The 18,439-nt window shown below is 58.2% G+C and carries 16 protein-coding genes and 2 tRNA genes; 9 read left to right on the top strand and 9 right to left on the bottom strand.

The features are described from left to right. The first annotated feature begins 60 nt into the window (after nt 1-60). Nucleotides 61-579 carry a hypothetical protein gene (locus tag CENDO_RS08290; RefSeq protein WP_136141606.1) on the top strand — a complete coding sequence of 173 codons (519 nt, stop codon included), beginning with the start codon at nt 61-63 and terminating at the stop codon, nt 577-579. A 155-nt stretch (nt 580-734) separates the two neighbouring features. Here the strand turns inward: CENDO_RS08290 and CENDO_RS08285 are convergent, their stop codons facing one another. Then, a complete protein-coding gene (locus tag CENDO_RS08285) occupies nt 735-2,729 on the bottom strand; it encodes a TPM domain-containing protein (protein WP_136141605.1) in 1,995 nt (664 codons plus the stop codon). A 62-nt stretch (nt 2,730-2,791) separates the two neighbouring features. Between CENDO_RS08285 and CENDO_RS08280 the strand changes: the two genes are divergently transcribed. From CENDO_RS08280 to CENDO_RS11325, 3 genes are all read left to right on the top strand, one after another. Continuing rightward, a complete protein-coding gene (locus CENDO_RS08280; protein WP_168707192.1) occupies nt 2,792-3,496 on the top strand; it encodes a YdcF family protein in 705 nt (234 codons plus the stop codon). Nucleotides 3,497-3,879: 383 nt separating this feature from the next. Further along, a protein-coding gene (locus CENDO_RS08270; RefSeq protein ID WP_136141602.1) for an IS3 family transposase occupies nt 3,880-5,114 on the top strand; the annotation gives its coding sequence in 2 pieces (ribosomal slippage) (nt 3,880-4,171 and nt 4,171-5,114; 1,236 coding nt in all). 333 nt (nt 5,115-5,447) lie between these two features. Next, nucleotides 5,448-5,930: a hypothetical protein gene (locus CENDO_RS11325; RefSeq protein ID WP_246014241.1), complete on the top strand. Its 483-nt coding sequence runs from the start codon at nt 5,448-5,450 to the stop codon at nt 5,928-5,930. A 597-nt stretch (nt 5,931-6,527) separates the two neighbouring features. Here the strand turns inward: CENDO_RS11325 and CENDO_RS08260 are convergent. Continuing rightward, on the bottom strand, nt 6,528-7,355 hold the full coding sequence (locus CENDO_RS08260; RefSeq protein ID WP_246014240.1) for an IS3 family transposase: 828 nt from the start codon (nt 7,353-7,355) through the stop codon (nt 6,528-6,530). A gap of 579 nt (nt 7,356-7,934) precedes the next feature. On the opposite strand from CENDO_RS08260, the gene CENDO_RS08255 reads away from it, so the two are divergent. Then, on the top strand, nt 7,935-9,215 hold the full coding sequence (locus tag CENDO_RS08255) for a deoxyguanosinetriphosphate triphosphohydrolase (protein WP_136141601.1): 1,281 nt from the start codon (nt 7,935-7,937) through the stop codon (nt 9,213-9,215). Between the two features lie 293 nt (nt 9,216-9,508). Here the strand turns inward: CENDO_RS08255 and CENDO_RS08250 are convergent, their stop codons facing one another. Next, nucleotides 9,509-9,751, bottom strand: a complete 243-nt coding sequence (locus tag CENDO_RS08250; protein WP_136141600.1) for a Rossmann-fold NAD(P)-binding domain-containing protein — start codon at nt 9,749-9,751, stop codon at nt 9,509-9,511. Nucleotides 9,752-9,778: 27 nt separating this feature from the next. Next, the gene (locus CENDO_RS08245) at nt 9,779-10,291 is read right to left on the bottom strand and encodes a guanyl-specific ribonuclease (protein WP_136141599.1); all 513 of its coding nucleotides are present in this window, start codon (nt 10,289-10,291) and stop codon (nt 9,779-9,781) included. 102 nt (nt 10,292-10,393) lie between these two features. On the opposite strand from CENDO_RS08245, the gene dnaG reads away from it, so the two are divergent. Then, nucleotides 10,394-12,295, top strand: coding sequence for a DNA primase (dnaG, locus tag CENDO_RS08240; RefSeq protein ID WP_136141598.1), 1,902 nt, complete (start codon nt 10,394-10,396; stop codon nt 12,293-12,295). A gap of 96 nt (nt 12,296-12,391) precedes the next feature. Here the strand turns inward: dnaG and CENDO_RS08235 are convergent, their stop codons facing one another. The 3 genes from CENDO_RS08235 to rhuM all read right to left on the bottom strand — a co-directional run bounded on the left by CENDO_RS08235 (nt 12,392) and on the right by rhuM (nt 14,466). Then, entirely contained in the window at nt 12,392-12,643 is a 252-nt protein-coding gene (locus tag CENDO_RS08235) for a hypothetical protein (protein WP_136141597.1), read from the bottom strand. Between the two features lie 432 nt (nt 12,644-13,075). Continuing rightward, a complete protein-coding gene (locus CENDO_RS08230; RefSeq protein ID WP_136141596.1) occupies nt 13,076-13,303 on the bottom strand; it encodes a hypothetical protein in 228 nt (75 codons plus the stop codon). A 749-nt stretch (nt 13,304-14,052) separates the two neighbouring features. Next, nucleotides 14,053-14,466 carry a RhuM family protein gene (gene rhuM, locus CENDO_RS11465; protein WP_425456221.1) on the bottom strand — a complete coding sequence of 138 codons (414 nt, stop codon included), beginning with the start codon at nt 14,464-14,466 and terminating at the stop codon, nt 14,053-14,055. Here rhuM and CENDO_RS11460 point away from each other — a divergent pair. Continuing rightward, nucleotides 14,434-14,898 carry a hypothetical protein gene (locus tag CENDO_RS11460; protein WP_425456169.1) on the top strand — a complete coding sequence of 155 codons (465 nt, stop codon included), beginning with the start codon at nt 14,434-14,436 and terminating at the stop codon, nt 14,896-14,898. The genes rhuM and CENDO_RS11460 overlap by 33 nt on opposite strands. A 166-nt stretch (nt 14,899-15,064) precedes the next feature. Here the strand turns inward: CENDO_RS11460 and CENDO_RS08210 are convergent, their stop codons facing one another. Continuing rightward, nucleotides 15,065-15,331: a hypothetical protein gene (locus tag CENDO_RS08210; RefSeq protein WP_136141594.1), complete on the bottom strand. Its 267-nt coding sequence runs from the start codon at nt 15,329-15,331 to the stop codon at nt 15,065-15,067. A gap of 207 nt (nt 15,332-15,538) precedes the next feature. Beyond that, nucleotides 15,539-15,611, bottom strand: a tRNA-Asn gene (locus CENDO_RS08205). Nucleotides 15,612-15,814: 203 nt separating this feature from the next. On the opposite strand from CENDO_RS08205, the gene CENDO_RS08200 reads away from it, so the two are divergent. Further along, nucleotides 15,815-15,888: transfer RNA gene (locus CENDO_RS08200), tRNA-Ile, on the top strand. Between the two features lie 394 nt (nt 15,889-16,282). Further along, nucleotides 16,283-18,319, top strand: coding sequence for a gamma-glutamyltransferase (gene ggt / locus CENDO_RS08195; RefSeq protein ID WP_136141593.1), 2,037 nt, complete (start codon nt 16,283-16,285; stop codon nt 18,317-18,319). Nucleotides 18,320-18,439: the final 120 nt, after the last annotated feature.

The following is an 18,439-nucleotide window of genomic DNA, read 5'->3' as shown; positions in this document are numbered from 1 at the left end:
CAGTCCGAACTCCAATTGTGCGTCTTGCCAACGCGCCACAGACAAGAAAGAAGCGAAGCGATGAGCAGTGATCCCTTTACCACCGGCTCCGCTCCGGAGCCCACCCCGCCGGGGGCGCTGTGGACCTTCCGCGGTGGCCGGTTGATGGATGCGGCTGAAAACACCGTGGCGCAGCTCTCGCGGCCTCACGCCACTATCACTACCGAGGCCGGCCTGTGGCACGTAGCAAAGGCCGGATCCCTAATGAAGTTCGGCCTCAAGGCTACCCCGGGCCCGCTGGCCATCCGGCAGACCACGTTTAGCGTTAACGAGCTGGAATGCGAGACCCCCGAGGCCACCCTGGCGCTGACCCGAGTACGCCGCACGGGCCACGGTAGGGACCGGATCATCACCCGCAAGGACAGCGGCGGGCAGCAGAAGTACGATGAGCCGATTGGGTTCATTCGCGTGCACGGTGATGGGGAAGTGCGCATCGAGTTCACCGACGCCGGGCAAGCCCCCAGCACCGAGGCCATCGCGCTGATTGCCCTGGCCGTGGACCAGATTGACGGCAAGGGCGCAACAGCCGTGCGTATCTAATCGAGCGTTACTGGTACGTCCATACGCCCTGCGGGTAGAGGAGCTGCCCGCGGGGTGGTTTGTATACCTTCCCTCAAACGAATCCAGCCGCCGTGCCTTGGACATAGCTTTAGGGCCAGCGCCGTGGAAAAGACACCGGCCCGGGCCCAAGCTAGCTAGAAAGCACCGCCGGTGAACCCTCCGCCGCCACCGCCGCCGCTAAAGCCGCCGCCACCACCACCGAAGCCGCCGCCGAAGCCGCCACCGCCGCCGAGGATGGAGCCAAGCACCATGCCGGTAATCAAATCTCCACCGGTGCTAGCGCGCTGGCGCGCGCGCTGCTGGCTGCGGTAATGCTCGATATCGGTGTGGGCGAAGTGAAGTGCGCTTTGCGCATTCTGGGTGGCCTGGCGCGCGTACTCGGTAGCCAAACGGATATCGGACCCCTGGGTCTGCATGGCCATGGCCAGTCCGCGCTTTGCGGTGGCCAGTTTCGTGCGTGCCGTGGCGCCAATGATGCGCCCACGGGAGGCGATAACGTCCTCCGCCTGCTGGATCTGGGACTGGGCGGAGCTCATCTGCTGGCGGTGCATTTCCAGCGCGCGGGCGCGGTCCGCGGTCTTTGCGCGCACGCGGTCGAGCTGGTCATCCAACTCGGAATCAATGGTAGTCAGGGCGGTGTGGCTGCCTAGAGGGTCGGTTTCGCCGTTGCTCCGGGCCTCGGCCACGGCGGTTTCCGCACGTGATACCACGTCTTCGAGCTGCGCCCAGTCAGCGTCGGTACCGTTGGCCTTGCCCGCGCCCTCGAGCTCGCGGGCTTCATTAATCTCGCCGTCAACCTCGGCAATGAGCGCGGCCAAGGTGGCCTTCGCCTCGCCGATATTGGTTTCCGCGTGTTCGATGCCGCTGAGCAACTTGTCCGTTAGCTCCGCGGCGCGCTCTGCATCTCGAATTGCGCCAACCAGGCCGCCCTGCTCGCCGGCGGGCTTGGTCAGAAGCCCGCGGCCGGTTTCGATGTTGCGTTCTGCCTCCTCCAAGGAGACTTTGGCCATCTCGGCGTTATCGGCCACGGAGCGCAACATGGACTCGGCGTAGCGGGACGTCAGTTCGCCCAGCGTCTGCTCGGCGAGTGGCAGGCGGGCACGCAGATCCACGGTGCGCTGCGTGAGCTCGTCAAGGGTAGAGGAGGCATTGACCAGCAAATTGCGCATTTCGGCGAATTGGGTTGCCTGCGCGTCAAGCGCATCGTCCGCCTTGCCGCAGGAGGAGACAATCTCAACCAGCATCTGGCGGCGTTGCTCTGGGGACTCGGGGATGGCGTCGTCAAGTTGCTGGCGGATGCTAAACGCGCGCTGAAGCGTGGTGGTGGAGTGGTTCATTGCCTTGATAAATGGCCGCGCCCGCTCGGGACCGAATTCCGCGATGGCAATGTCTAATTCTTCCTTGCCGCGGCGGATGGACTCATCCGTGGAGGATAATTCCTCATGCGCCAACTTGTCTAAGGTGTCCAAGTCTAGGGAGGCCAAACGCCCGGTGTTTCCCGGTTCGATCTGACGCGCGGATTCTAGGACCTCTTTTTGGTTTTTCTTCGTCTTCCGGCGGTTTACGGCCCAAATGCCGCCACCGGCGGCGACTACTGCGGCGCCGCCAGCGGCCAGCCAGCCAGCGCCCCCGCCTGACCCGCCGTTTGCGCCCGCGCCGGAGCCATTGCCCAATGCCGCATCCGCCGCGGCCAGACCCGCCGCGCCCCAGTCGCCGCCGGCCAGGGAGCTGTATGCGGCATCCCACATGGCCTCGCGCTCACTGTTGGACCACTGACTGCCGGTGAAGACACCGCCCAAGCGGTCATCCGTGGCAACGACCAACGCCGCGGTATTCTCCCCGCGGGAGTTCACAATGGACCGCGCGAAGGATTCGGCATCCTGCCCGCCGAAACTTGGCACGTAAACCACATAGAGGATGCGCTGGGTTTCGCTCTGGATCTGAGTAATCTTTGCATTGAGTTCCTCCGCCTGCGCCCTGCTTAGCACCCCGGATTCATCCGTCACGCGGTCCCTGACCTCCGCCGGGGCCAGAACCTGTGCGCTTACCAGCGGCGCCGCTACGGCGGTGCCGGCGCCAGCCAGCATGGCGGCTGCTACTACGTTGCGTGCAAAAGTCCTCTTTGTCATGCTCACCACAATACCGTTCGCTGGCATACTTGGCCCCTATGAAGCTCCTACCTTCCCCGCGGGTGACTAGCTCGTTTCTTTGCACCCAGCAGCCTAAAGCCATCATCGTCCTGGGCGCCGCCCAGTATGACGGCCGTGCCTCCCGCGTCCTTGCTGCGCGTTTGGATCACGCGCGCATCCTGGCCGCGCGCCACCCATCCGCCTTGATTATTACCGTGGGCGGCAGGCTGCCAGGGGATAGGTTTACGGAGGCGGAGGTCTCCCGCGAGTACCTCCTGGATGCGCCCCCGCTCGATAGTTCCCAGCCTGGTGCTGGAGTCTCATTCGTCCCGGTAGGCCCCGGTCGAGTCCGCGCCGTATCCCTGGGAAATGACACCGCAGAATCTTTAGCCGCTGTGGCCCATGAGTTTCCCGAGCTTAGCTCCGGCCACGGTGGAACCGGCCAAAGCAGGCGCCGCAGAAGGGGCAGTCGTACCCCCGCTCGGGTCACTATCGTCACGGATCCGCTTCACGTCCCCCGTACGTACTTGCTGGCGCGAAAAGCCGGTTTGAACGCTCGCGTGAGCCCCACGCGCACGTGCCCCCAGCGCTTCCCGCAGGCGGCGTGGTGGCGGTATTTAGCCCACGAGGCGGGCGGCTTGCTTGTTCTCGCGGTAGAAACTGCAACCAGCCCGGCCGTTGCCAGGCGTCTGCGCTCACTTTTATACCGGGCAGCTATCACAGAACCCAAGAATAGTTCTACTCAAGAGCCAATCAACCCTAATTAATGGGTCCAGAAGACAGCTTAGGAAATATATTCTTTGCTAACTAGAGTCAAAACTCTCCGCTGAAGAAGGGAAACCATGCTCTATATAGTTCCTGGAATACTAGTTGGAATAATTTTCTATCTTATTCTTACAGTAGTGAGCTGGTTCCTTGGAAATGTATGGCCAAGGAATCAGAGGCTACGTGCACATAGTCGTCTTGCCGTCCATTGCCTAGCTGCTATAACGTTTACTATTTTTCTCGTTGCTTCAGGCGGCGGTGGGAATTGGGCTACTCACTTGCAGATTAGCGGTTTCCTACTTGCTGGATGCATATTGAGCTTCATAACATCAATCTGAAGTGTCCCAGGTTTTGTTCCGTTTGAGTAGATGGGAAAATCTGGAATATGCCAAGAAAATTTGACCAGGATGCCAAGGACCGTGTGGTCCGTCTCGTGGAAGACCGCATCTTGGCGGAAAATATGTCGATGCAAGCCGCGTGCCAGGCAGTAGCCCCAAAGCTGGGCGTCTCGTGGCACACGGCGAGGCAATGGACGCAGGCCGCTCGTCGCGAAGGACGTGTTGTGGAATCAATGCCCGAGGACCTTGCTACAGAAAACGCACGGTTGCGTCGAGAGAATCAAGAGCTGCGGGACACCAATGAGTTGTTGAAAGCCGCCTCAGCTTTTTTCGCATCCGAACTCGACCCAAAACGTCGGAAATGATCCGATTCATCGATGAGCATCGGAATCGTTTCTCAGTTGAGTTCATCTGCCAGACGTTAAACACGCATCGCGAAGGCGGTTTTCTTAGCTCGCGTGGATACCGCCAATCCAAGGCCCGGGGCTTAAGCTCCCGCGCTTTTCGCGACGCTGCCCTAGTAGAGCGCATTACCGAAGTTCATAAACAAAACTACGGTGTCTACGGGATTCGCAAAATGTGGCGCGTGCTGCGCCGCCAGGGCATTGACATTGGACGCGAGCAAACAGCCCGGCTGATGCGCAGTGCTGGACTGTCCGGCAAGGGCAAAGGTGGGGCACCAATCACAACACGCAAACCCAAGGGCCCGGATCATCGCCCTGACTTGGTAAAACGTGAGTTTAAGGCCCCTGGCCCCAATCGGCTGTGGGTGGCGGACATTACCTACGTGCGCACCCGAAAAGGCTTTGTGCACACCGCGTTCGTGACCGATGTATTCTCCCGGAGGATCGTCGGATGGGCGCTGTCCGATTCGATGCGCACCGAAGTCTTGCCGCTGCAGGCGTTGAACCAGGCAATCGTGTGCGCTAAGGAAACAACGGGCTTGATTCACCATTCAGACCACGGCTCACAATATGTGAGCATCGTCTACAACGAGCGCTTGGCCGAGCACGGTATCGCAGCGTCCACTGGGACGGTGGGCGACTCCTATGACAATACTTTGGCTGAGAACGTCAACGGCTCCTACAAGAATGAACTGATTCATAGGCGAACGTGGGCCGATGTCGTCGACGTGGAAATCGCGACGTTCGAGTGGGTGAATTGGTGGAACGAGTCAAGGCTCCACCAGAGCCTGGGCTACCGCACGCCGGCTGAAGTCGAAACCGAATTTTGGGAACACCACCCCAGTCGAGAAATAATGGAAATCAAGGCACAAGCCTAGGAACAAAACCCGGGACACTTCAGTACTGAGCGTGACCCACGTTAATACATTGCGCTATAAGTACTATGCATGGTGGAAAAAAGCACCTGATTTAAGGAGTAGTACAGATACTAAACCGCATTATTCATTCGATAAGAAATCGCAGCTTCCACATCAGTACAGCTCGCTTAAAGTGGAACAAGATTGCATTGGAGACGTCGAAACCTCATTTATTGGGGTAACTGAAGGAACAATTGTTACCTCAACGGGAACTTATTATGCGAGGGCATATAGTAATCCGGCTCGCGTTGAATGTAAGATTCCTGGCAACCTTTAAAAGATAGGCCTCGGTTGATGCATATATCTAATATTTATCTCGCCTACGTCAAACGCTTCTTTCTAGACAAGCCTGATACAGCAATCCAGGTTTTTGCAGGTGCCAGTTTTGATGAGCAAGAGGTCCTCAGATGGATTGATGAAGGGAAAAAGGTAGACCATGATATCTGGTACGAGGAAATTCCGATAGAGAATGCTTCCCATTCTCTCAGTTCGCCTAGTGAGGTATTAGTTTATTTCGATGGGTGTTCTTTTAACGAAGGGTGGGAACGTGATTTTCAGTGGACAGATCCAGTAGGTCGTAGAGCCCTTATCCCCGAAAAGTTTAATGGAGTTGTACGCCCCCAACCTGAGACAGAAGGGGTGCTACGGGAAGACGGATATGTAGGTGATGATTACTATCTGTGGAGAGTTCCTTGCCCATGGAAAAGCCGCTACCTTTTAGCTCCCTTCCAGGAAAAGAATAATGAGCGGTACGAGGGACGTCCGTTTACGGTTTGAGCGTAATTAAATCGTAAAATCATGATGTAAGAGAAGTGACCTTAACTGGATCAGTTAGTTAAGGTCACTTTTGTTTGTACTAATGACTTTCATCGATTGGACGAAATGGACCAACGGCACAAACTAACCAGCTGGTGCTGCCGCAGAAGTCACAGGAGCGACTTCCTTACCCCATGTGATTGTCACGTCCTGGTGCTCGATTGCGCGTGCGCGCCCTAACTTTTTGAACGCGCTCTGATACTCATACTGATACGCAAATGCGCCAGCACATTGCGTGATCCAAGCGCCCTGTTATCTGCCCGCAGATGTTCACACCTCTGACCGCGACTCATGGTCGCTGGCGCGATTAATTCCATGGCACAGTACTGATTGCCTGCAATGAAGCGAAGGCATTATCTGCAGCGACAGCCACCGAAGAGCAAGTCCCTAACGCAGTAAATGCGCAGGCTAGAGAAGAAAGACCAAGTTTAACTATTTTCATCGGTACCCCACGAGATTAGCTAGGGAGAATTTTTTCACTTAACCAGCGTAGCCTGCTACCAGGCTATAAGCTGACCTAATAGACAATGAAGCGTCCTGGGTTTCGTTCCGCTTCTTTTACGGCCCTGTGTTGATGGGCTCGGTGAGATAGTACTCGGTTTCTATTTCCTGTGGGGTGGCGTAGTCCAATGCTTCGTGAAGTCGCTTAGTGTTCCACCAATGCACCCACCGCAAGGTGGCCAGTTCGACTTCTCCGACCGACGTCCACGGGCCCTGGGCATGAATCAGTTCAGCCTTGTAGAGACCGTTGACTGTTTCGGCTAGTGCATTGTCGTAAGAATCGCCGACTGTTCCGACACTCGGGCGGATTCCTGACTCAGCTAGCGCAGTGGAATATTTCAGTGACACATACTGGCTGCCCCGATCGCTGTGGTGAATTAGCTGGTTTCCATGGATTCGCCCTGCAGTCGTTAACGCATGCTCCAAAGCCTCCATCGGCAGCGCGTCGGTGCGCATCGTCGAGCGTGTAGCGACACCAACAATTTTTCGGCTAAATACATCCACGACAAACGCGGTATAGGCGAATCCTGCCTGGTGCCTGCGCACGGAAGTTTCGGCGCACAAGGTCCCCGGCGATGATCCGGTGCCTTCGGGCTGATCGTTGTTAGTGGTGTTCGCCCACGTCTGCAGCCAAGAAACGCCAGCGAGTTTCATCAGACGTGCGGTCTTGTCGCGGCCGATATGAAAGCCTTCACGGTTCATCGCGTGCCACATTGTGCGGATGCCGTAGACCGAGAAATTCTCCGCACACACACGCTGTATCTCTGGGATGAGCAGGCTATCGCTTAAGGCCCTTGCGCTGGGAACACGTGTGGTGGCTTTGCGGTAGCCGCCTGAAGTAATGAATCCACGATCTGCCTGTTTTAGAACTCTGCAGATGGCCACGGGCCCCAAATTGATCCTTGTGCGCGTCGATGTAGGAGATCATTTGGTCGTGGGTCGGTCGAGTTCCGCTGCGAAAAAAGCCGAAGCTGTCTTTAAAATCCCGTTTGCTCGTTTCAGCTCACGGTTTTCGCGGCGCAGACGCTTGAGTTCTTCTTCCATTGTTTCGCCGCCTGAAGCGTCAGAATTATCCCGTACGCAAGCGCTGTCACGGTACCAGGCTCGTAACGTGTGGTGGGATACTCCAAGCAGCTCACCGACCTGACGTGTAGGCGCGTTGCAGTGAGCACGACTCCAGGCGGACCATTTCGATGATCTGATGGACCGCCTTCTCCTTGAACTCGACGGAATACTTTCTAGGCATAGTTCAATCCTTCCTTAGCTAAGGTAGGAACTAAACCCAGGACGCTTCAGTAAATCCACCGCATCGGTTGGCGTCTACCTTGCTGGCCACGGCGCAATGAGCTCTGGTTGAGGACAAATTCTCAGCCGGGGCTCGTCGCGCGTTTTCGCCGCTTTTGTCGCTGCCTACTCGCGGTGCCTACGCCCACGAGGTGCAGTTCAGCCCTACAATCAACGTTGATGTATACCTACAGCGCCGATGATTCCGCCCGCCTGTTTGATGAGTCCCCTAAAGGTTCTGCGATGTCCGCCCAAGAGGAGCATCGCAGCGCCTTCTCCCGTGACCGCGCGCGCGTGCTCCACTCCGCGGCCCTGCGCCGCTTGGCTGATAAAACCCAGGTGGTTGGCCCGCGTGATGGAGATACCCCGCGCACCCGCCTTACGCACTCCCTAGAGGTGGCCCAGATTGCACGCGGCATTGGTTCTGGCCTTGGATTGGACCCGGATCTGTGCGAGATGGCCGGGTTGACCCACGACATTGGGCATCCGCCCTATGGCCACAACGGTGAGAATGCGCTCAATGAGGTTGCCCAGGATTGTGGTGGCTTTGAGGGAAACGCCCAGACCCTGCGGATCCTGACGCGCCTGGAGCCAAAGGTGCTGGACCATGATGACCGGTCTTATGGGTTGAACCTGACCCGTGCCGCGCTTGATGCGGCGTGCAAGTATCCCAGGGTAAAAACCAACCCGGATGGCAGCATCAATCGCAAGTATGGCTGCTATGACGGTGAGGGGCACATTCTGGATTGGATTCGCCAGGGTCATACGGACGCGCGGCCGTCCATGGAGGCGCAGACCATGGACTTTTCTGACGATATTGCGTATTCAGTCCATGACGTGGAAGACGGCATCATATCCGGCCGCATCTCGCTCAAAGTCCTGTGGGACCTCGTGGAGCTAGCGGAGTTGGCGCAGCGGGGCGCGCGTGCCTTTGGCGGTTCGGCGGACGCCCTCCTGGAGGCGGCGGATAATCTGCGCGCGTTGCCAACCGTGGCGCGGGCCGCGGATTTTGACTATTCGCTGCGGGCGAATTCACACCTGCGCACGCTGACCTCTGAGTTGGTGGGCCGCTACGTGGGAGCCACGATTGAGGCAACGCTTACTGGAAATGCGGAACAGGGAATCCGCCAATTAGGCCGCACTAACGGCAACCTGATAATTCCGCCGCAAGCTTTGGCCGAGGTAACCCTGCTCAAGACCATCGCCGTACTCTACGTCATGGATGAGCCGTCCCAATTGGCGCGGCAGAAACGTCAGCGTGAGCGCATCTACCGAGTGTTCGATTACCTCTCCGCCGGCGCACCCGGTTCCCTGGACGCGATGTACCGCGCATGGTGGGAGCAGGCCGAAACCGCCGCGCAGCGCCAGCGCGTGATCATCGATCAGATGGCGTCCATGACCGAGTCACGCCTGGAACGCCTGGCCCGCCGCACCGCGGAGCTCTCCGGCTTTATGGGATAGGGGACCAGGAGGTCTTTTCCAGCGCGGGGGATGGAAAAGCGCAGCAGAAGGCATAGTCCCGCCGGGCCACCGGGCGCCACTGCGCAGCGGTGAAATCCCGGTTTGAGATTAAACATGCGGACCCGCAAGGTGCGATACTGCACGGGAGAAAGCTACAGGTTGGTCGCGGCTTTAGGGAAGATGCCTGCGCCTACTGCTGGTAGGCGCAACCGCAGCGTGACTCGTCCGGGGGAGGGGACCGCGGAGTCTTTGGTTGCCGTCAGCGAAGCGGCCCGTGGGTTTAAGGAAGGTGCCTAGAGCCTGAAGAGTATTTCCTCGTTGCTGAGGATTTGCGCGATGGCTTGGGTGTCTTCCTCGCCTAGCTGCCAGTCGGCGCAGAAGATGTAGTGCACATCGTGTTCACGCAGGAAATCCACCATCGCGTCGAGGTTGCGTGGGGCGGGAGCGCCCGCGGCTTGGCGAATGGCTCCAAGGGCCTCGAAGAACTCCTGCTTGGTGGATACTGGCTCCGTGATGAGCACTCGAGTCATCGGCATAAAAGATATATTCCTTACTGTCTTGCTCTAGTCTTCCGCGTCGGGGATCTCGCAGAAACTCTCGTAGTGGTCATCGGTGTAGTACCACGTATCGGGGTCCGTCTCCGATCCGCCGCCGGTGACAATGCGGCGCTCGCCTCGGTGGTTGAGCCCCGGGGTTTCCACGGTGTATTCGCGGTAGTAGCCCAGCTGTTCCTCAGGCAGGACACCCTCATAGTTGCCGAAACGCTTATTATCATTGTCCGGGTAATCGTAGGGGCCACCGGCGAGGATGGTATCCGCTACTACCTCAGCCTGGTCCGGCAGAGAGTTTAGCGAGCAAGTCTCTAACCCGGAGCCGCCCTCTTGGAAATCATTGGACCGGGAACCATCGTTGGAATCGGCCGGCTGCTGCTGCGCGCTGGGCTTTGCGGCATCGCCAGCGGGCTGATCGGATCCGGAATCGCTTAGATCGAGGCCAAAATATCCAGCTACCAGCACTAACAGTACGCCGCCTATTGCTGCCGGTAACGACTTTTTAGATGGACTCGCTTTTGACATGGAACCCATCTTTGCAGCTCAGTGCCCAAATCAAAAATCAAGAGCCGTATTCATCCCCGCCCAGAGGTGCTCCCGGTAATCGGGCGCGGTAATCTGTAGGACATGGCTAGAGGCAGAATTCCGGATAGTGACATCCAGGCAATCCGCGAACGTGCCCCTATTGATGAAATTGTGGGGGAGTACGTTCAGCTTAAGCCTGCTGGATATGACTCTTTAAAGGGCCTTTCCCCATTTAAAGAGGAGAAAACGCCCTCGTTCCACGTACGCCCGCAGCGTGGCTACTACCACTGTTTCTCGACCGGCAAGGGTGGGGACGTCTTCAGTTTCCTGATGGAAATGGAGCAGGTCTCCTTCCCTGAGGCCGTGGAAGCGGTGGCGCAGAAGATTGGCTACCACATTAACTACCAGGGCGGCAGTACCGGTGCCCGCGATGAAAAACCCGGTACACGGCAGCGTTTGATCCAGGCCAATAAGGCGGTTCATGAATTTTATCGCCAGCAGTTGGAAACCCCGCAGGCCGAGACGGCCCGCAACTTCCTTCTCGATCGTGGTTTCGGTCAGGACATCATTTACGAATTTGAGTGTGGCTACGCCCCCGAGGGCTGGGATACCGCTACCAAACACCTGCTGCGCTTGGGCTTTAGTTTTGAAGAGCTGGAAAAGGCCGGCATCTCGAAGATGGGTAAGCGCGGCCCCATCGACCGTTTCCATCGCCGGTTGCTGTGGCCTATCAAGGATCTTTCCGGCAACGTGATTGGCTTTGGCGCCCGCAAGCTGTTTGATGATGACAAGCTGGGCAAGTACATGAATACGCCAGAGACCATGCTCTATCACAAGTCGAAGGTGCTCTTTGGCCTCGATCTGGCTAAAAAGCATATCGCGCAGAACCGCCAGACCGTGGTGGTGGAGGGATACACGGACGTGATGGCCATGTACGCCGCCGGGGTGAAAACCGCCGTGGCTTCCTGTGGCACCGCGTTCGGTGGCGAGCACCTGCAGCTCATTCGCCGGTTGATGCTTGATGACTCCTATTTCAATGGTGAGCTCATCTACACCTTCGATGGCGATGAAGCTGGCCAGAAGGCCGCGATGCGCGCCTTTGAGGGCGAGCAGAAGTTCACGGGCCAGTCCTTCGTGTCCGTGGCCCCCGAGGGCCTGGATCCTTGCGATTTGCGCCTGCAGCGCGGCGACGCTGCCGTGCGGGATTTGGTAGCGGACCGCATTCCGATGTTTGAGTTTGTCATACAGGCAACCCTGGAAAAACACCGCTTGGATACCGCCGAGGGGCGCCTGCAGGCACTACGCCGCACGGTCCCAATCGTTGCTGGAATTCGTGACCAGCCGCTGCAGGCGGATTACGCTCGCCGCCTGGCTGGCTGGGTAGGCTGGCCAAATCCGGAGGAGGTCCTCCACATGGTGAAGCAGGAGGCCCGTAAACCTAAGAAGCAGGAACCCAAGCGCGCCAGGCGCTTCGATGATTCAACGCAGCCGGCCCAACAGGATGCGCCAATGATTCATCCGCCTTCGCCGCGTGAGACACACCTGTGGCCACAACGCGAGGCGCTCAAGCTCGCGCTCCAAGCCCCCGACGTCGCCGGCTCCTACTTTGACGGTATCTCCGAGGAGGCGTACACGAATGACGCCTACCGCACTGTCCGTAAAGCGATTGCGACGGTGGGAGGAACTGAGATGGGCAAGACTCTGCCACCAACCGAGTGGATCGCCCAGGTAGCCGCGGAGATGCTTGATCTTACCGGCAGGAATTTCGTCTCCGAGCTGGCCGTGGAACCAATCCTGCCCACCGGTACCACTACGCGTGAGGCGTACGCAGACTCCGTCCTGTCCCGCCTTCAGGCCTCGCAAGTCGGTGATCAGATTGCCCAACTCAAGGCTCAGCTAGGCCGTATGCGCCCCTCCGAGGAGAGTTACAACTCTCTCTTTGCAGACCTCATTGCCCTGGAGCAGGCGCGTCGCGAACTTAACGAACGTGCCTTTAGGCACTGACAAAGCCGCGTGCTCCGGTAGTACGGGTTAGAGGAATAGTTCAGGTTAAAAAGAAGGTGCGGTTAGCGTGAGTCGATTCAGCTAGCCGCACCGTTGTTACCTGTTATCGGGCTCGTAGATTGAGTCCGGGGAATCATTATTCTTTTTATTAAGGTCCTTGATCTCACGCATGCGTGGATCCGGATCGAGCTTGTTGGCTACCGCCTTGCGCGTGGCTTTAAGCGCCTTGTGGGTGATGGGGGAGTTCACCGTTTTCTCGTAAGCTCCCTTAATTTGATGGAAGCGCTCGCGTCCTGCCTTGGTACCTAGCACGTAGCCGGCCGCAGCTCCAATCACGAATTGAATCATCGGTAGGCCTTTCTCAATCTCATTGTGATAACTCCAAAATCCTACCTTGTTGCCTTCCCGTATGCCGCTAGGCGTCCGCAACTTCGTGGGACATTCGGCTACCTAGGCGCTGTTTAACGGCGGCTCACTGCCCGGGCTGGGGAGCGGGAGCTAGATCCATTGATGTGTCTTAACCTAGCGTCAAGGAAGTTAAACGCTGCCGGGGTTTGTGCGCTTTGCGTTGCTTGCCCCTAAACCGCCTTGCGTAAATTCAGGGTTAAATAGCAACACGCTTTCCATGTGGGTCAGACTCGGGTCACCGAACTCGTCAGCCTTACGATCGACAAACCTGATTCACAGCAGCTTGTCTAAGTAAGCAACATTAACGATGTCACTGACAGGCCGCCCTGGTGCTCGAAATTTGGTCGTGGAGAGTGCCGGGGCGGTGCATGTTTAGGGGCGGTTGGGGACGGGGGAGCCTGGGCGCCCGGCGTGCCAGGTTCGGACTTCTTCGGCGTCCCAGAGAGGGGTGCGGGCATCGAGCTGGGTAACGGGCTCTGGGGTGCGTCCTTGGGCTGTGTAGGTGGTCCAGGTCGAGGGCCTAATATGGCAGTGGTCGGCGCAGTCCTTCACGCGCCAGAGTTCGCGCCCAGTGTCCTTGTCGACGATGATGGGGGTCATTCGAGTGTGTCCTTTCTGGTTGCGTTGCGGAGGTTGATAGTCGCGAGGGTGGCGATTGCTATAGCTAGTGGCCAGAGGGCAGGATTGATGAGGGTGGTTAGTATTGCGGTTGCGTAAGCAGCAAGGGGGCTGATGATTCGCCAAGTTCGTTGTGTCATGTGGTTGTCCCTTTCGGAGTAGTGTGGAGGGGGCTACCCCTTTCGGCGCTTACCCTTGTAGTGGGGCTTGCGTCCCTGCCAAACCTGGATGGCCTGGAGGGTTACCGCGATGATTTCCCAAGACGAGTCCTGGGGCCATCTTATCTCCCTTCACTGTTGAATTTTCTTGGTTAGTGTTTCTCTCACTCGCGCAACCACCATTATAGCGCGCTAGACCGCTACGTGTTAAGTGGCTAAGCACAGATTTTCCTCCATCTTCTGCCACACCTCAACCAAGCGAACCATCCCTCAAGCTCCGCTGCCAACCGGCGGGATCTGGGCCATAGACGCGCTCTGCAAACTCGTACTCGACCGGGCTAATCAATAACCGGGCCGCGAACCGGTCCGCCCGCAACTCATGAGCGCCAACATGACCCGGCGGATCGTTATAGTGCGCATGCCCAAGCTCATGCGCCAAGGAGCATATGGTGAGGGCGTCACCATGCCGAGGCGGATGCTAATCGTGTGACGCTCGGGAATCTGCGCGGTTTTCGACCCTCCCCGGGCCAGCGGACGCGGTATCCGCGTGCTTCGGCCACGTCGATAAGTGCATCAATCAATCGGGTCTTCACCTCGTTTCAGAGCTTTAACTTCGGCTTCTAGCGCTTTCATGTCGACGGTGTTGACCTCATTGTCTAACGCGCGTTGATACGCATCCCATTCTGTTTTTGCTTTCACCTTGGCCTGGGACATGTTTCGTTTCCCAAGTCCCTGCAGTACTTCGCGTTCGTTGAATTCGAGCCATGACCGTGTCTTGTCTTGCCAATCTTTGAGCAACATGGTTTTACCCATCTCGGCCTGGTCTTCTGCGTAGTCCAGATACATGGAAACGAGTCGGTTCATAATGCGTAACTCGTCGTCGTTGAGGTAATTCTTCGCCGTGTACCAGTCTGCTAGGGGCGGTCGCTCACCTTTCCACCCAGTTAAACCGGCATGAGGTTTCGTTCGGTCTGCTCTGGTGAAGATAAGTTCTGCGGCGGTGCTGCGGTGGACCGCGTAATAGATGAGATTCTGCAGGTCTGCGAATTAGTTTCTGACGGTTTCGAAGGTCTTGGTCTCTTCATAGTCGGCGCTGGTTGTGGCGACGACGTCGCAGATTTTTCGGAAGAATTGGCGCTCCGAAGCGCGAATCTCTCGGATTGTTTCCAGGAGTTCATCGAAATGGGTATCAGCACCAGCGTTCTTGAGTTGCTGGGTGTCGATTGTGAAGCCTTTTTCGAGGTATGCACGGAGAATTTCGGTTGCCCATTTACGGAACTGTGCACCGTGGGGGCCGCGAACCCGGTACCCGACGGCGAGGATAGTGTCGAGATTGTAGTGTTCGGTTCTACGTCGGACTGTTCAGCCCTGTTCAACGGCAACATTTTCCAATTTGGAAATAGTTGCTTCTCGGGTTAGTTCTCCATCCGCATAGATGGTTTTGAGGTGTTTGCTGATTGCTGAGACTCCTACATCAACGAGTTCGGCCATTTGTTTTTGGTTTAGCCATGCCGACCCTTCTTTGAGCTGGAGGCGGACGTGCGCTTTCCCGTCTTCGGTGGTGTAGATGGCGATCTGGTCGGGGCTAGTCAATGGGGTCTTCACCTCGCTTTAGCCGTTCTTCTCTCTCGTCTGGGCTGCCGTCTGCAGCGTGCGGTTCGGCCCAGTCGAAGTCTTTAACCGTGCCGTCGTCATCCATTGAATCATCTGGGGTGGACACGACACCGAAGCCTCGACGCAGACCGATCGCATTGTCGGCGGCGTCGTTGCCGAGCAGGTAGCGGGCCTGCGGGGCAGAGCGACGGAGAACCTGCTCGAGCAGGGCTTCATTGGTAGCTATGTCGAGTGACATCGTGATTCCGAGCTCAGACGCAATCACAAAATCACACTGCGTCAAAGCTATCGCCGCATGACCCACCTCACGGCCCGCAAATCCCACGACAATCCCGCGACATGCGCCGCAATAAACGGCCTTAACCCGCCTTGAACGTCCGTATACCCAAAAATGAAAAATACCCCACTACCAGCAAAAGTGCTGGTAGCAGGGTGAAGGAAAAAGCTCCTCCAACTGGGCTCGAACCAGTGACCCTTCGATTAACAGTCGAATGCTCTGCCAACTGAGCTATGGAGGAATATTGCTGATTGCTGTGCTCTCTGCAACGGTTAGTAACTATATATGCGCATAGATTTTCGTGCAAATCGCCTGCTCCGGTAGCTAAAATCGCCATTCTTTTGGTGCGTACTTCTTTGCCCTAGCGCCGAAAAGAAAGCCGGCTTGGCGAATGGATATTTCGCACACGTTACCTATATAATGAACGGAGCTTACGAAGCTGGAGGGGCTATAGCTCAGTCGGTTAGAGCCGTGGACTCATAATCCATTGGTCGCGGGTTCGAGCCCCGCTGGCCCCACAATTCTCACGACCCTTCACCCAACGCGAACGTGCGCAGGCACTGTGCCTGCGGCCTTGGGTGAAGGGTCTAAGCCGTTATGGTGCGCTATTTGCGCACGGTATTGCGAATCGGGGTATCGCCGGGCCGTGGGGATCCTGTAGGGGTTGCTCGGCTGCGAGGTGGAGTCCAACGGGGGATGCGGGAGTGTTCAAGGGTTCTGGATGTAGCCGCGCCTTGGCGGCTTGGATACGTTGGGGTTCCGCTGATTTTTATATTTGGCCGCTTTAAAGTCGCGCCAAAAACGCGGCGCCGGACGGGCCCGAATTGGATAACTGTCTTGGGCTGGAACCTCGGCGTGCTTCGGGGTAAGATTGGAGGTCATGATATGTGATGTCTGATACAGTTTTGTCGCATGAATGCTAAACATCACACTTTGTTTTCCGGGAAGAATCTCGGCGTAATAGCGCTGCTTAGCGCCACGGCACTGGGGGCGGCCGCGTGTTCAAGCGGGGGCGGTAACGGAGGGGCGGCGCCTGGCGCGGGGACTTCCGCGGCGTCGGCCGAAAGCGTGCAGGCGGGGAGCGCGGACGCAGTGGCGCCGGTGGAGGTCTCCAACTGTCAGCCGGCGGACGGGCCCACGGGGCGCATCGGCGAAGAGCAAACAGAGGCCGGCCCCAGCGACCGCGATATCGCAGTAGCGCCGGAGGTGGGCTCCGGATACCGCTCCGGCATGCAGGCGGTAACCACTCAGAACTTCGCGGTCTCTACCGCCAACCCCGTGGCCACCGCCGCCGCGTGTGACGTGCTGCTTAGCGGTGGAAACGCGGCGGATGCGCTGGTTACCGCGCAATTCATGCTGGGCTTGGTGGAACCGCAGTCCTCCGGCCTGGGTGGTGGCGGATATATTCTCTATTTCGATAAGGAATCCGGAGAGACCATAGCCGTTGATGGGCGCGAAGTGGCGCCGCTAGCTGCGGATGAGAATTACTTGACGCGGGTTTCGGCGGAGGATGACTCCGAGGTAAAACCGGACGCGCGGGCCTCAGGCCGCTCCATCGGCGTGCCTGGCATTGTCGCCGCGCTAGACGTTGTGCATGAGCGCTTTGGGCACAACGAGTGGAAGGACGTTGTCCAGCCGGCGGCGGATACCGCCCGTGAAGGATTTGAAGTATCCCCGCGCTTAGCCACGTCCATCGCCAGTGAGGAAGACAGCCTCGCCGCAAGCCCCAACGCGGCGCGATACTTCCTCGACGCCGATGGTAAGGCTTGGCCGGCGGGGCATACGCTGGTCAATGAGGATTACGCGGAGGTGGTGGAGCGGATAGGCGCAGAAGGCCCCGATGCGTTCTACACCGGCGATATCGCGGCGGCGATTGTCGAGGAGGCCAACCGCGAGAATGACAATCTCACGCCATCGCGCCTGACCACCGCGGATCTGGCCGGCTACACCCCGGAGGTGCACGAGGTGCTGTGCGCGCCGTACCGGGAATTGGAGGTATGCGGCGCCCCGCCCTCATCCTCGGGTGGAGTAGCGGTATTAGAGGCGCTTAAGATCCTAGACGGACATGACCTGGCGGGCTTAGGGCCGCAGGACGCGGGCCCTGACGGTGCGCTGCCGTCCGCCGAGGCCATCCACCTGATTTCCGAGGCGCAGCGTTTAGCTTACGCCGACCGCGACGCCTACGTTGCGGACCCAGCATTCGCCGACGTGCCGGGTGGCGTAGACGCTCTGCTGGCCGATGGATTCATCGCCCAGCGTTCGGAACTAATCGACGAGGCCCAATCAATGGGCGAGGCCCAGCCGGGGGACTTGGGCGAACCGGTCAGCGCCGGACCCCAGCTAGAGGAAAACGGCACCACGCACATATCCATCATTGACGGCGAAGGCAACGCGGTATCCGCCACGACTTCCGTCGAGGCGGCGTTTGGCTCCTTCCACTTCGCCAAGGGCATGGTGTTAAACAACCAGCTCACCGACTTTAGCGCCGAACCAACGAACGAGGATGGCACGCCGGTAGCCAACCGCGTGGAACCGGCTAAGCGCCCACGCTCCTCCATGTCGCCGCTGTTGGTCTTTGACGGGGCTCACGGTGATTCTGGCGGCGAACGCGGGCCACTGCGCATGGTGCTTGGTTCGCCGGGCGGCTCCCTCATCATCCAGTACGTCATCAAGACGCTGGTCCAGATGACGGATTGGGGCATGAATCCACAGCAGGCCATCTCTGCGCCCAACTTCGGGGCGCTGAACAAACCGGAGACTAGCATCGGCGGCGAGCACCCGGACGTGGCCGGTGGTGGAGCAGGTGAGGCAATCGCCGGGCTGGAGGAAAGGGGGCACACGGTGGCTACGGAGGAAATGTCATCGGGGTTGTCAGCCCTGGTCGTCACCGATGACGGCATCATTGGTGGAGCCGACCCGCGCCGCGAGGGAATTGTGCTGGGCAATTAGGCTCAAAGCTAAAGCCCAGGAAGCTGGCGTTGAAGGCGCCGCTTCCTGGGCTTTTCAAATTATCTCCGTGGCTTTCTCCGCCGCTTCCCGCGGTGGCTTCCCCGGGGATGCGGGGATCTA

Source organism: Corynebacterium endometrii (genome assembly GCF_004795735.1).
Classification (GTDB): domain Bacteria; phylum Actinomycetota; class Actinomycetes; order Mycobacteriales; family Mycobacteriaceae; genus Corynebacterium; species Corynebacterium endometrii.
The sequence above is the reverse complement of the archived record's forward strand: the minus strand, read 5'-3'. Positions and strand labels throughout refer to the sequence as shown.